General features: G+C 65.0%; 14 protein-coding genes. 9 read left to right on the forward strand and 5 right to left on the reverse strand.

What is annotated here, in order from left to right; all coding sequences use genetic code 11:
* The first annotated feature begins 8 nt into the window (after positions 1-8).
* Positions 9-1,649, forward strand: a complete 1,641-nt coding sequence (gene groL / locus P9239_RS07715) for a chaperonin GroEL (protein ID WP_244847121.1) — start codon at positions 9-11, stop codon at positions 1,647-1,649.
* Positions 1,650-1,753: 104 nt separating this feature from the next.
* Here the strand turns inward: groL and P9239_RS07720 are convergent, their stop codons facing one another.
* From P9239_RS07720 to P9239_RS07730, 3 genes are all read right to left on the reverse strand, one after another.
* Complete coding sequence (locus P9239_RS07720; RefSeq protein WP_404980063.1) at positions 1,754-2,182, reverse strand: hypothetical protein; 429 nt, start codon at positions 2,180-2,182, stop codon at positions 1,754-1,756.
* A gap of 43 nt (positions 2,183-2,225) precedes the next feature.
* Entirely contained in the window at positions 2,226-3,008 is a 783-nt protein-coding gene (locus P9239_RS07725; protein WP_309749920.1) for a DUF72 domain-containing protein, read from the reverse strand.
* 71 nt (positions 3,009-3,079) lie between these two features.
* Positions 3,080-3,955 (reverse strand): hydroxymethylpyrimidine/phosphomethylpyrimidine kinase, encoded by an 876-nt coding sequence (locus P9239_RS07730; RefSeq protein WP_309753933.1) that lies wholly within the window; start codon positions 3,953-3,955, stop codon positions 3,080-3,082.
* Between the two features lie 271 nt (positions 3,956-4,226).
* On the opposite strand from P9239_RS07730, the gene P9239_RS07735 reads away from it, so the two are divergent.
* Together P9239_RS07735 and P9239_RS07740 are read left to right on the forward strand one after the other, a co-directional pair.
* Positions 4,227-4,397, forward strand: coding sequence for a rubredoxin (locus tag P9239_RS07735; RefSeq protein ID WP_025527884.1), 171 nt, complete (start codon positions 4,227-4,229; stop codon positions 4,395-4,397).
* Positions 4,398-4,674: 277 nt separating this feature from the next.
* The gene (locus tag P9239_RS07740; RefSeq protein WP_309749921.1) at positions 4,675-6,069 is read left to right on the forward strand and encodes a hypothetical protein; all 1,395 of its coding nucleotides are present in this window, start codon (positions 4,675-4,677) and stop codon (positions 6,067-6,069) included.
* Here P9239_RS07740 and P9239_RS07745 read toward each other — a convergent pair.
* Positions 6,059-7,561, reverse strand: a complete 1,503-nt coding sequence (locus tag P9239_RS07745) for a deoxyribodipyrimidine photo-lyase (protein ID WP_309749922.1) — start codon at positions 7,559-7,561, stop codon at positions 6,059-6,061. The two genes, P9239_RS07740 and P9239_RS07745, sit on opposite strands and share 11 nt — an antisense overlap.
* A gap of 30 nt (positions 7,562-7,591) precedes the next feature.
* On the opposite strand from P9239_RS07745, the gene P9239_RS07750 reads away from it, so the two are divergent.
* From P9239_RS07750 to P9239_RS07775, 6 genes are read left to right on the forward strand one after another with little or no spacing between them, the layout of a single operon-like run.
* The gene (locus P9239_RS07750) at positions 7,592-8,170 is read left to right on the forward strand and encodes a YqgE/AlgH family protein (protein WP_309749923.1); all 579 of its coding nucleotides are present in this window, start codon (positions 7,592-7,594) and stop codon (positions 8,168-8,170) included.
* Positions 8,167-8,613, forward strand: a complete 447-nt coding sequence (gene ruvX / locus P9239_RS07755) for a Holliday junction resolvase RuvX (RefSeq protein WP_309749924.1) — start codon at positions 8,167-8,169, stop codon at positions 8,611-8,613. The genes P9239_RS07750 and ruvX overlap by 4 nt, the downstream gene beginning before the upstream one ends.
* The gene (pyrR, locus tag P9239_RS07760) at positions 8,600-9,115 is read left to right on the forward strand and encodes a bifunctional pyr operon transcriptional regulator/uracil phosphoribosyltransferase PyrR (protein ID WP_309749925.1); all 516 of its coding nucleotides are present in this window, start codon (positions 8,600-8,602) and stop codon (positions 9,113-9,115) included. Before ruvX ends, pyrR begins: the two co-directional genes overlap by 14 nt.
* Positions 9,116-9,173: 58 nt before the next feature.
* On the forward strand, positions 9,174-10,211 hold the full coding sequence (locus tag P9239_RS07765; protein ID WP_309749926.1) for an aspartate carbamoyltransferase catalytic subunit: 1,038 nt from the start codon (positions 9,174-9,176) through the stop codon (positions 10,209-10,211).
* Positions 10,212-10,221: 10 nt separating this feature from the next.
* Positions 10,222-11,499: a dihydroorotase gene (locus P9239_RS07770; protein WP_309749927.1), complete on the forward strand. Its 1,278-nt coding sequence runs from the start codon at positions 10,222-10,224 to the stop codon at positions 11,497-11,499.
* Between the two features lie 3 nt (positions 11,500-11,502).
* On the forward strand, positions 11,503-12,306 hold the full coding sequence (locus tag P9239_RS07775; RefSeq protein WP_309749928.1) for a lysophospholipid acyltransferase family protein: 804 nt from the start codon (positions 11,503-11,505) through the stop codon (positions 12,304-12,306).
* Here the strand turns inward: P9239_RS07775 and P9239_RS07780 are convergent.
* The gene (locus P9239_RS07780; protein ID WP_309749929.1) at positions 12,275-13,129 is read right to left on the reverse strand and encodes a symmetrical bis(5'-nucleosyl)-tetraphosphatase; all 855 of its coding nucleotides are present in this window, start codon (positions 13,127-13,129) and stop codon (positions 12,275-12,277) included. The genes P9239_RS07775 and P9239_RS07780 overlap by 32 nt on opposite strands.
* Positions 13,130-13,406: the final 277 nt, after the last annotated feature.

Below are 13,406 nucleotides of genomic sequence, written 5' to 3' on the forward strand. Positions count from 1 at the left end.
GTCTGGATATGGCAGCTAAAGAAGTCACTTTCGGCGATTCCGCACGCGCCAAGATGGTCGAAGGCGTGAACATTCTGGCCAACGCGGTCAAGGTCACGCTGGGTCCGAAGGGCCGCAATGTCGTGCTCGAGCGTTCGTTCGGCGGCCCGACGGTCACCAAGGACGGTGTCTCGGTCGCGAAGGAAATCGAACTCAAGGACAAGCTCCAGAACATGGGCGCGCAAATGGTCAAGGAAGTTGCTTCCAAGACCAGCGACAACGCAGGTGACGGCACCACGACCGCTACCGTGCTCGCACAGTCCATCGTTCGCGAAGGCATGAAGTATGTCGCATCGGGCATGAACCCGATGGACCTGAAGCGCGGCATCGACAAGGCCGTTGCTGCAGCAATCGAAGAACTGCGCAAGATCAGCAAGCCCTGCACGACGAACAAGGAAATCGCGCAAGTCGGCTCGATCTCGGCGAACAGCGACACGTCCATCGGCGAGCGCATCGCTGAAGCCATGGACAAGGTCGGCAAGGAAGGCGTGATCACCGTCGAAGACGGCAAGTCGCTGCAAGACGAACTGGACGTCGTGGAAGGCATGCAGTTCGACCGCGGCTACCTGTCGCCGTACTTCATCAACAACCCGGACAAGCAAGTCGCCGTTCTGGAAAACCCGTTCGTGCTGCTGCACGACAAGAAGGTTTCCAACATCCGCGATCTGCTGCCGGTGCTGGAACAAGTCGCGAAGGCCGGCCGTCCGCTCTTGATCATCGCTGAAGACGTCGAAGGCGAAGCGCTCGCAACGCTCGTCGTCAACAACATCCGCGGCATCCTGAAGACCGTCGCTGTCAAGGCTCCGGGCTTCGGCGACCGTCGCAAGGCCATGCTGGAAGACATCGCGATCCTGACCGGCGGTCAAGTCATCGCGGAAGAAACCGGCCTGACGCTGGAAAAGGCGACGCTGCAAGAGCTGGGTCAAGCCAAGCGCATCGAAGTGGGCAAGGAAAACACGACGATCATCGACGGCGCTGGCGAAGCCGTGAACATCGAAGCTCGCGTGAAGCAAGTACGCAAGCAGATCGAAGAAGCGACGTCGGACTACGACCGTGAAAAGCTGCAAGAGCGCGTGGCCAAGCTGGCCGGCGGCGTGGCAGTCATCAAGGTCGGCGCTGCGACCGAAGTCGAAATGAAGGAAAAGAAGGCACGTGTCGAAGACGCTCTGCACGCAACGCGCGCAGCGGTGGAAGAAGGCATCGTGGCTGGCGGCGGCGTCGCGCTGATCCGTGCTCGCCGTGCAATCGACGGCCTGAAGGGCGCGAACGCCGATCAGGACGCAGGTATCAAGATCGTCCTGCGTGCGATGGAAGAGCCGCTGCGCCAGATCGTCACGAACGGCGGCGAAGAAGCCTCCGTCGTGGTGGCGGCTGTTGCTCAAGGTTCGGGCAACTACGGCTACAACGCGGCAACCGGCGAGTACGGTGACCTGGTGGAAGCCGGTGTCGTCGACCCGACGAAGGTGACGCGCACGGCGCTGCAAAACGCGGCTTCGGTGGCAGGCCTGCTGCTGACGACCGACGCAGCCGTTGCCGAACTGCCGAAGGAAGACGCTCCGATGCCTGGCGGCATGCCCGGCGGCATGGGCGGCATGGGCATGGACATGTAAGACGGCTTCGGCCCGACTACATCGGTGCGGGTCTCGCAAGGGGCTTGCACCGTGCCAAAGAAAAAACCTGCAGCGATGCAGGTTTTTTTTCGCCCATCGAAAAGCTATTTGTTCATCTCGTCGCGCAGCTTTTGGGCGGCGGCTTTGTAGTCGTAGGTCGGGTAAAACTCCGTGTGATATCCGCCCCAGGCCGTGGTTTCGATCGCGCGATTTACCTCTCGCAGCCTGTCCGCGGGCACGCGCAGGGTCACGACCTGGCCGATGCCCATCACCACATACCACGACACCACTTCCACGCCCGGCGGCGGAAACGTCTTGAAGTAGCCTTGTTCCTTCAACTGCTGATTGATCTTCGGCAGCGGCTTGGACTCGTCGTGCTTGAGGAAGATGGTCAGCAGGAACGTGCCGTCGCCCGCAGGCGTGGCCGGTGGCGGCGATGCGTCCTGCGCATGGACGGGCAGCGCCGCCGAGACAATCGTGGCGAGCATCGTGGCTCGGATCAGGCGGGCGAAGCGTCGTGCCGGCGTGTGCATCAGCGAATCTCCTTCGGGACCAGCGAGTGGAAGCGGAAAGGCGCTACGCCTTCCGATGATGAAGGTGCAGGCGCTCCATGACATGCAGCGCGTTGGGCTGCGCGTGGCCGAGCGTCGTGTTGTCGAAGACGCACCACACCTCGGGCGTCTTCTTCGCGCGGGCTTGCAGCGTGCGCGCCAGATCGTCGAGATAGGGGAAGTCGTAGGAAGACTTGTAAAGCTCAGGCGAGCCGTGCAGCCGCACATAAACGAGCGACGTATCCGCGCGATGCTTGATCTCGCAGTCGTCGGGGATCGGGTCGGCGTCCACATACGCGATGTGATGCGCTTTCAGAAGCGCCGCCGCCTCCTTGGTGAACCAGCTCGGATTGCGCGCCTCGCAGGCTACGGGCAGCTTCGTGCGCTCGCGCAGCGCCTTGAAGAAGGCATCGGCCACGTCGTGCTCGAACGCGAGGCTCGGCGGCAGTTGCGCGAGCCAGCAGCCGAGCTTGTCGCCCAATTTGCCGGCGGCGGCCAGAAATTCGTCAATGAGTGTGTCGGTCTCGGCGAGTCGCGCGTCGTGCGTGATCGCCTTGGGCAGCTTGACCGAAAAGCGGAACGAGTCGGGCACGCTCTGCGCCCACTTCTCGTAAGTTTGTTCGCGATGCGGCTTATAGAAGCTCGAATTGATCTCGACGCACGGCAGCACGCGTGCGTAGCGTTCCAGATGCGTGCCTTCGTCGGGGAAGCTCGACTGGACCGAGCTCGATAGCGCCCAACCCGCGCAGCCGACGCGGATGGCGCCTTGCGGGCCGGGCTTGTGCAGATGGGGCAATCGATACGGCATGCGCTCGCAAAGCCTCCCTTGGTTGGTCTCCGAACTCCGTTCGTGTCGCCTCGTTCACTGCATAACGACTTCTAATGCCGGGCTTCTCCGGGCAATCCCGCCGAGTCGTCCGGTAACGACGCCGCGTCAGTTTCGTCCTCCGCATCGTTCGAACGCGCCCAGAAAAAGCGGTCCGGCAGATACGCGCCCATGCCGGGACGAAACGCGGCGCGCGCTGCCTGGAACACGTATTCCTGCGCCTCGCGCGCGGCCTCGGCAGGCTCCTGACCGTTCGCGAGCAGCGCGGCAACCGCGGCGCCAAGCGTGTCGGTGAGCCCCATCACACGATTCAACCCGCGATCCCACAAGTCCTGCCGCACCTGACCCTCTTCGCTATACAGCGTGTTCACGTGCCGATGCGTGCCCGTTTCCATCGCCAGCACGTACTCGCAACCCTGCGCGAGAATGTGCGAGATGGCGGAATCGAGCGTCGGCGCTTCGGCGTCGCTGTCCGGCTGCGCGAGCTGCAAAAGCGTGGCGTGATCGGCGATCAGCATGGTCGTCTGCGGCACGAGCAAATCGGCGAGCGATTCGCGCAACTCGTCGGCGGAGAGCACGTGCTCGTCGTCGAGCGTGAAGTCCGGCGCGAGAATCAGCGGAACGTCGTCATAGTCGGATACCACTTCGGCGATCGCCGAGACCACTTCGGCCCGCGTGGCCGCGCCGATCTTGAACGCGGCGACCGGCATGTCCTCTAGCAACATGCGCGCCTGCGCAGCGACGGCGTCGGGGTCGAGTCCGTTGACTTCGTCGCAGGACGCCGAGTCGCGCACGGCGTAACCGGTGAGAACCGTTGCGCCGTGGCAGCCCATGCTGGCTAGCGTCAGCAAGTCGGCTTGCAAGCCGGCGCCGCCCGTGGGGTCCGAGAGCCCGAATGTGAGAACGATCGGTGGAGAGTCGCCGGTCATGGCAAAAGCGGACATTTTTGGTTTGATTGTCACGAGTGAGACGATACAGTCGCAGCGATACGCGCAAAAGTCACGCACGCCGCCCGGATACGGTTCGATTATGCGGCCTATTGCCGCCCGCCTGCGGCCTTTGCGTAGCTTTTTGCGAGTGGTGCCGCGCGCATCCCGCTATGTGGCGATGCGCGCCAGGCCGGCGCCTTGCTAGGCATCCATCCGGCAACACGGTACCATCATGGCCTAATTTCAATCGACCAATCGACGCGGCATAAGTATGGAATACAGAAGCTGGATGTGCCTGATCTGCGGCTGGATCTACGACGAGGAGGCGGGATTGCCAGAAGAAGGCATCGCGCCGGGCACTCGTTGGGAGGACGTTCCGATCAACTGGACCTGTCCCGAATGCGGAGCCCGCAAGGAAGATTTTGAGATGGTCCAGATCTGATCCGCACGCTCTGCCGCGCCGCATGGCTCACGCCATGCGGCGCGTGTTTTTTGCGGCCCGCGTTTCCATGCACGCGTTGCAGGAAAATCTGCTCGCGCGCGCCGCGGCGAACCGGGGCGGAACATTCGGTTCCCGCCCGCGCTCGTTAAGGCATACGCTTGGAGCACGACAGGCTGTCGGCGGCCATCCGCCGCCTGCCGCCGCTTGTCGCTGATGCAGTTCAACCGCGCGTCGAGGCGGCGTCGCCACGCGCGTTTCTGGCTTGTGAGCGCCCGTTATGACATCACGTCCCGATCTACCCGTTCCGATCGAAGCCTTGCCGAACCCGCGCGGCGGCTCTGTCCGGCTTGCCGAAATGGCGCTCACGGACGCCCAGCACGCATTTGCCCGTCAGGGAGAGACGGCGCCCGCGCTCAAGCGCGCCATTGCCGCGCTGCATTCGGCGGGATGGCTGCCCGCGCAACGCTTCGCCGAGGCGCTCGCGCTCGTCACGCCGCTCGGCGACGATTCCGAGGCCACGCACGACCGCATCGCGCTTGCGATGTCCGCGTTCTGTGCCGCCGTCGAACGCCATAACCTGCGCGAGCTGTCCTGTTCGACCGAACTTTTCGACCACTATCGCGGGCTTCACGCGCTTCTGGCCGCGCACACGCGCATCGCGCCCGTTTCCTACGACGACCTCGCGCTCGCCGGCCGCGCCATTGCGCCGTCGACGTTGCGGGGCGTCGCGCCGGAACGGCTCGCGCGGGTGCGCGCACACTATGAGGCGTCGCTGCTCGCGTTGCTGCGCGCGCCTGCCGATCAGCCGCAAGCCGCCATCGACGAGACTTTTTCGCGCCTCGACGCGTGTCTCGCCGAACTCGCCGGCCCCGATCCGTACGATTTCTGGCGGCTCGCGTCGTCCACGGTGCGGGCATTGCGCGAGCGGGCCGGCCGCCATGCCGATGTCTCCGCCTACGCGGACGCGAAACGCCTTTACGCGCGCTTCAACCTGGTGCTCGCCGATCAGGCGCACGCGTCCACGTTTGCGCCGCGTTCGCTCGTGCGCGCGACGCTCGCGCTCTTGTGGCGCGACTTCGCGCTCTACGGCGCAACGCCCGAGGACGCCGAACACGTCGATGTGTTGCGCGACTACGGTTTGACCGTGGCGTGGCACGTGGCGGCGACGCCCGCGTCGGAGGCCGCGTGGGAGCAGAGCGCGGCGCAGGCGAGCGAAGAAAGCACGCGCGAGGCCGTCACGCGTGACCTGGGCGTGCTGCGCGTGAACGCGGCGGCTTACGAAGACTTTTTGCAAAGCGCGGAGGCGTCGATCGAAGGGCTTGTCGAGCGTGGCACGCAGGCGAGCGAGACGGGCACCGTCGATGCCGCCGCCGCGCTGCATGCGGCGAACGCGTCGCATCGGCTGGGCGCGGCGGCGTGCGCGCTCGGGCTCGGGCACGTCGCGCTGCTCGCGGATACGCTCGGCCTCGCGTGGCGGCGCGTCGCGCATCAGGGCGAAGGCGCCGATCAGCGCGACGCCCGCGGCCTCGACGCCTCGATTCCCGAACGCGCCGCGCAAATGCTGCGTTCGATGCTGCATCAGGCGGCGGCCGGCATTGCGCCGTCGGAAGGCCGCGCCTCGATTGCCGCGCTTACCGCAATGATCGAGCGCCCTTCGGCGGTTACTCGATAGCGTCGTCGTCTGCGTCGGCAGGCGGCACGCTTTTGGAAGGCCCGCGCACGACGTCGTAGCGCAGCAGCGTGCGCTTGCGCGCGGCGTCGTGATCGACGATAGGCGCCGGATAGTCCGCGCCGAGCGCGACCTTCGCCGCCTTCAGCGCGTCGGGTTTCGCGAGCCAGGGCGCGTGAATGTCGCGGTCGGACAGCGCCGCCAGCTCGGGCACATAGTGGCGGATGAACTTGCCGGCCGCATCGAATTTCTGCGACTGCGTGACCGGGTTGAAGATGCGGAAGTAGGGCTGCGCGTCGCAACCGCTGGAGGCCGCCCACTGCCATCCGCCGTTATTCGACGAAAGCTCGAAGTCGTTCAGCTGCGCCTCGAAATACGCCTCGCCGCGCCGCCAGTCGATACCGAGGTCCTTCGTCAGAAAACTGGCCGTCACCATGCGCAGCCGGTTGTGCATGTAGCCGGATGTGTTGAGCTGGCGCATCGCGGCGTCCACGAGCGGATAGCCGGTTTGCCCGGCGCACCACGCGGCGAAATCTGCATCGGCGGCTTCGCCCGTTTCCCACTCGATGCGGTCGTATTCCGGCTTGAACGCGCGATGATCGCCCGGCATCCCTACACGCGGAAAATGGTGCAGCACGGCGAAATAGAAGTCGCGCCAGATTAGCTCGGACAGCCACGTCTGCGCGCCGCGGTCGCCGTGGCGCTGCGCGTCGTGCGCCACGCGGGCGAGCGCGCGTATCGACACCGTGCCGTGCCGCAGGTGCACGCCCATGTAGCTCGGGCCTTTGACCGCCGGAAAGTCGCGCGTGCGGTCGTAATCGGCCATACGGTCGCGGAATTCGTCGAAGAGCGCATACGCGCCCACCGTGCCGGCGGGGAACGCGGGGCCGTGCGCGTCGGCGAAACCGAGCGCGGCAAGCGTCGGTATGCCCGTGTCCGCCTGCGCGGGCGGCTTGCCGAGCGCGTGTAGATGGTCTTCGGACGCATACGGCTGCAACGCGTCGGGCGTCAGCGTTTCGAGCCACTTGCGCTTGTACGGCGTGAAGACGGTGTACGGCCTGGCGCTGCCGGTCAGCACCTCGTCGCGGTCGAAGATCGCCTGATCCTTGAAATCGAAGAACGCGATGTCCGCGCTCGCGAGCTTGTGCGCGACCGCTTCGTCGCGGGCCTTTGCGGACGGCTCGTAGTCGCGGTTCACGAACACGGCGTTCGCCCCGCATTCACGGGCGAGCGCGGGAATCGCGTCGAGCGGCGTGCCGTGCCGCGCGAGCAGCGCGCCGCCGGCCGCCCGGAACGTGCGATCCAGTTCGATCACGCTCGCATGAATGAACGGCAAGCGACGATCGTTTCGCGCCAGCGGATCGAGGATTTCGCGGTCGAAAACGAACGCGCACAGCACGCGGCGGCACCGTGTAAGCGCATGATAGAGTGCAGCATTGTCTGCCGCGCGCAGGTCCCGCCGAAACCAGACGAGCCCCACATCGAAGTCGGCCATCTCGCAGCGCCTTTGTTAAAATCCTGAATTATGTCCAAGACTTCCGATCGCATCAATTTGACGAACCAGTTCCTGATCGCCATGCCGTCCATGGTCGATCCGACGTTTTCCGGAACGGTGGTCTACCTTTGCGATCACACCGATCGCGGTGCGCTGGGACTCGTCATCAACAGGCCGACCGACATCGACCTGCAATCGCTTTTCAACCGCATCGACCTCAAGCTCGAGATCGAGCCGCTCGTTCATTTGCCCGTGTATTTCGGCGGTCCCGTGCAGACCGAGCGCGGCTTCGTCCTGCACGAAGCGGGCGAGGGCGAAGCGTACAGCTCGTCCATGAGCGTGCCGGGCGGGCTTGCCATGACCACGTCGAAGGACGTGCTCGAAGCGGTCGCGAGCGGCAAGGGCCCCGAGCGCTTCCTGCTGACGCTCGGCCATGCGGGCTGGGGCGCGGGACAACTGGAAGAAGAAATCTCGAAGAACGGCTGGCTCACGGTAGAAGCCGATTCGCGCATCATTTTCGATGTGCCCGCCGAAGACCGTCTTGAAGCGGCGCTGTCGCTGCTTGGCGTGTCGCGCTCCATGCTTTCCGGCGAAGCAGGGCACGCATGAGCCGCGAAGCCACGCTGCTGGCATTCGATTATGGCGAAAAGCGCATCGGTGTCGCCGTCGGCAATACGTTGACGCGTAACGCGCGGGCGCTCGCCGTGCTGGAAAACCGCGACCGCGACTATCGCTTTCGGGAAGTCGGCAAGCTCTTGCAAGAGTGGAAGCCGGATGCCGTGGTCGTCGGCATGCCGATGCATCCGGATGGCACGCCGCACGAAATGACCGCGCTCGCGAAACGCTTCGGCAATCAGGTGAACGGCCGTTTCAATGTGCCGGTGCAGTGGGTGGACGAGCGCTATTCGTCCGTCGACGCAAAAGCCGATCTGCGCGAACGCGGCGTGCGTCCGAATGCGCGTGGCCGCTTCGACGGCATCGACGCCGAAGCCGCCCGCGTCATCCTTCAACAATATCTCGACGGACTTCCGGACGATCATGAGTTCCATTGACGCAGAGGCGCTTTATCGCGCGCTCGTCGAACAGATTCGCGCGGCGTACGGCGCGTCGCTCGCGGCGAAAGACGGCGTGGCGCTCGCGGGCATCTACAGTGGCGGCGCGTGGCTGGCCGAGCGGCTCGCGAAAGACCTGGCCGCGCCGCATTTCGGCGTGGTCAACGTGGCGCTGCATCGCGACGACTACGCGAAAAAGGGCCTGCACAGTCAGGCGAGCCCGACTTCGCTGCCGTTCGCAGTCGAAGGCCGCCGCATTCTTTTGATCGACGACGTGCTCTCCACCGGCCGCACCGTGCGCGCGGCGATCAACGAGCTTTACGATTACGGCCGTCCCGCGGCCATCGACTTTGCCGTGCTCGCCGACCGCGGCGGACGCGAGATGCCGATCGCGGCGCGCTTCACCGGCGGCATGGTGGACGTCGCAGCAAACGAAGACCTCGTGCTCGCGCGCCGCGACGACGGCACGTTCGGCTTCACGACCGAACCGCGCACGCACTGACGCCAGCTACGCACGCCGCGCCTCATCAGCCTCATCCCAAAGAAACGCCTGGATCACCATGAACACCGCCACGCAGAGCGCAGCCGAACCGGGCGCGCAGCAAGCTGACAAGACCAGCGACACCTTTCGCTACGGCTTTCTCAAAGGCAACCCGCAGCTCACCAAAAACGGCGAGCTGAAGCACTTGCTGACCATCGAGGGTTTGCCGCGCGCCATCGTCACGCATATTCTCGATACCGCCGAGCAGTTCGTGAGCGTCACGGACCGCGAAGTGAAGAAGGTGCCGCTTCTGCGCGGCAAGTCGGTGTTCAATCTCTTCTTCGAGAACTCGACGCGCACGCGCACCACGTTCGAAATCGCGGCGAAGCGTCTCTCGGCGGACGTGCTGAATCTGAACATCAACGCGTCGTCAACGAGCAAAGGCGAGTCGCTGCTCGACACCATCAACAATCTCTCCGCGATGCACGCCGACATGTTCGTCGTGCGTCATGCGTCGAGCGGCGCGCCGTATCTGATCGCCGAGCACTGCGCGCCGCACGTGCACGTGATCAACGCGGGCGATGGCCGTCACGCGCATCCGACGCAGGGCCTGCTCGACATGTACACCATTCGCCACTACAAGCGCGACTTCACGAAGCTGCGCGTGGCGATTGTCGGCGACATTCTGCATTCGCGCGTCGCACGCTCGGACATTCATGCGCTCACGACGTTGGGCGTGCCCGAAGTGCGCGCCATCGGGCCGCGCACGCTCTTGCCGAGCAACCTCGACCAGATGGGCGTGCACGTCTACCACAACCTCGACGAAGGTCTGAAGGGCGTGGACGTCATCATCATGCTGCGGCTGCAGAACGAGCGCATGAGCGGCGCGCTTTTGCCGTCCGCGCAGGAATATTTCAAGAGCTGGGGCCTTACGCCCGAGCGGCTTGCGCTCGCCGCGCCGGATGCCATCGTGATGCATCCCGGCCCGATGAACCGCGGCGTGGAAATCGATTCGCAAGTGGCCGACGGGCCGCAGTCGGTCATCCTGAATCAGGTGACCTTCGGCATCGCCGTGCGCATGGCGGTGATGGGCATTGTGGCCGGCAACAGCGACTAATCAGAACGACATGAAGATCCAGATTCAAGGCGGCACGATCATCGATCCGGCCGCCGGCACCGAAACGCGTAACGACGTTTTCATCGCGGCGGGACGCATTGTCGCCATCGGCGAGGCGCCTGCCGATTTCAGCGCGGCCAAGGTCATCGACGCCAACGGTTTGCACATCGCGCCGGGCTTCGTCGATTTGTCGGCGCGCCTGCGCGAGCCGGGCTTCGAGCACAAGGCGACGCTCGAATCCGAAATGGCCGCCGCGATGGCGGGCGGCGTGACGAGCCTCGTCTGCCCGCCCGACACCGATCCGACGCTCGACGAGCCGGGCCTCGTCGAAATGCTCAAGTTTCGCGCGCAGAAGCTGCATCAGGCGCATGTGTATCCGCTCGGCGCGCTGACCGTCGGGCTGAAGGGCGAGAGCATCACCGAGATGGTGGAGCTGACGGAGGCCGGCTGCATCGGTTTTTCGCAGGCGGACAACCCGATTGTGGATACGCGCACGCTGCTGCGCGCGCTGCAATACGCGACGACCTACGGCTACACCGTTTGGCTGCGCCCGCAGGACGCGTTCATGGCGAAGGGCGGCGTGGCGGCGAGCGGCGCGGTGGCGTCGCGCCTCGGGCTGTCGGGCGTGCCCGTGTCGGCGGAAACCATCGCGTTGCATACCATTTTCGAACTGATGCGCGTGACGGGCGCGCGCGTGCATCTGTCGCATGTGTCGTCGGCGGCGGGCGTGGCGCTCGTGCGGGCGGCCAAAGCCGAAGGGCTCGCCGTGACGTGCGACGTCACGATCAACCACGTGCATTTGACGGATGTGGACATCGGCTACTTCGATTCGCAATTCCGCCTCGATCCACCGCTGCGCCAGCAACGCGACCGCGAAGCGATTCGCGCGGGCCTGGACGACGGCACCATCGACGCGATCTGCTCGGACCACACGCCGCTCGACGACGACGAGAAGCTGCTGCCTTTCGCCGAAGCGACGCCGGGCGCGACCGGCCTGGAACTGCTGCTCTCGCTGACGGTGAAGTGGGCGCGTGAGGCGAACGTGCCGCTCGCGAAGGCGCTCGCGCGCATCACGTCCGCGCCGGCCGATGTGCTGAAGCTGCCGGCGGGACGCATCGCCGTGGGCGCGCTCGCGGACATCTGCCTGTTTGACGCCGGTGCTTCCTGGCGCGTCGATCCGCGCAAGCTGAAGAGCCAAGGCCGCAATTCGCCGTTTTTGGGCTACGAGTTGCCGGCTCGCGTGCGCGCGACGATCGTCGGCGGGCATCTCGCCTACGAAAGCCGCTGATCGATGACGCCGATGTTGCGCAAGCTGCGCCTCGCTCTCCATCTGCTGCACGGCGCATGGATCGTGGCGCGGCGCTTTCCCCACGCGACCGCGAGCGAACGCATGTCGATGAACCGCGCGTGGTCGCTCGAGATGCTGCGGCTTGCGGGCATGAAGCTCGTCGTGCATAACGACGAAGCGCGGCTCGATGCAGGCGTGCTGGTCGTCGGCAATCATGTGTCCTGGATCGATATCTACGTGATCAACGCGTGGCGGCCGACGCCGTTCGTATCGAAAGCCGAGATTCGCCAGTGGCCGGTGGTCGGCTGGCTCGCGCAACAGCTTGGCACGGTGTTCGTGCAGCGCGAGAAGCGCAGCGACGCGAAGCGCATCATGCACGAACTGGCGGACCGGCTCGTCGCGGGCGAGATAATGTGCGTGTTCCCCGAAGGCACCACGAGCGACGGTGTTTCGCTGCTGCCGTTTCACGCGAACATGTTTCAGGCGGCGGTGTCGGCGTCGTGTCCCGTGCAGCCCATCTGCCTCATGTACGAGGACGCGCGCGGCGTGCAGACGACGGCGCCAGCGTATATCGGCGACATGTCGCTTAGCGATTCGCTCGATGCGCTCTTGCGCGGCGGGCCGATCACCGCGCATCTCTACGTGTGCGATCCGCTCGCGCCGGGCGCTGACAGGCGGCTGCTCGCAAGCGAGGCGCAAGCGGCGGTTCAGGCGGCGCTGGAGCGGATGCGCGGTGCGCCGGCGGTCGTCATGGAAGCGCCGGTAGCCCCGCCGATCACTTCTTCATCGCGCAACTCACCTGCGTGACGACGCGCTGCGCGGGGTCTTTGGTCAGCCGCACCGCCGAGAGTTTGTTGCCCCACACGCAGCCGGAATCGAGGCAGAGCACGTCGTCGCGGATCATCAGGCCGAGCGCAGCCCAGTGGCCGAAAACGATGGTCGCGTCCCGCGTGCGGCGGTCCGGCACGTCGAACCACGGCAGGTAGCCGGGCGGCGCGGTGGCCGGCCCGCCGTTGCTGGCGAACTCCATCGCGCCTTCGGCCGTGCAAAAGCGGATGCGCGTGAGCGCGTTGTAGATCACGCGCAGGCGGTCGATGCCCTTGAGCGAGTCGTCCCAGCGATGCGGCTCGTTGCCGTACAACTGCGCGAGCGTTTCCTTCCAGTCCGGCGCGCGCAACGCGGTTTCGAGTTCGTGCGCGACTTCGAGCGTCATCGTCACGTCCCATTGCGGCAAGACGCCCGCGTGAACCATCAGCGCGCCGTCCTCGAAATGCGCGACGGGCTTGTGCCGCACCCATTCGATAAGATCGGCCGAATCCGGCGCGGCCAGAATGTCGTCGAGCGTGTCGCCTTTCTTGGGCTTGCGCAGGCCCGCCGCGACGGAGAGTAAGTTCAGATCGTGATTACCGAGCACCACCGTCGCGCGATCCCCCAGCGCGATCACTTCGCGCAACGTTTCTAGCGACTTCGGGCCGCGATTGATGAGGTCGCCCGCGAACCATAGCGGCGTGTCGGCATCGGGCGCGGCTTTCTTCAGCAACCGATGGAACGGATCGCAGCAGCCCTGGAGATCGCCGAAGACGAGCGGGGCGGACGAGACGGCGAGGCTTGCGGATAGGGCGTCAGTCATTGATCGATTCGGAGTTGCGACGCGGTTCGTGATCTCGCGCGCCGGAAGCACGTTGAATGCAGTTCGACAAATTATGCCGGTGATTAAAAAAACGCGATGCCGGCATCTGTCGTTCAGTGCCGCTGCAACGGTAAATGACTAGCTGTATCAAGTTGTTAGACGCGTAGTTTTTGCAAGGCATGGCTTTATAATCTTCGGCTGATCAAAACAGAACCGCGCGCCTCGCGTCCAATGCATCGTGGCGTCCGGTTCAGCAATATTTTCCACAGACTGACTG

The organism is Caballeronia sp. LZ062 (assembly GCF_031450785.1).
GTDB lineage: Bacteria > Pseudomonadota > Gammaproteobacteria > Burkholderiales > Burkholderiaceae > Caballeronia.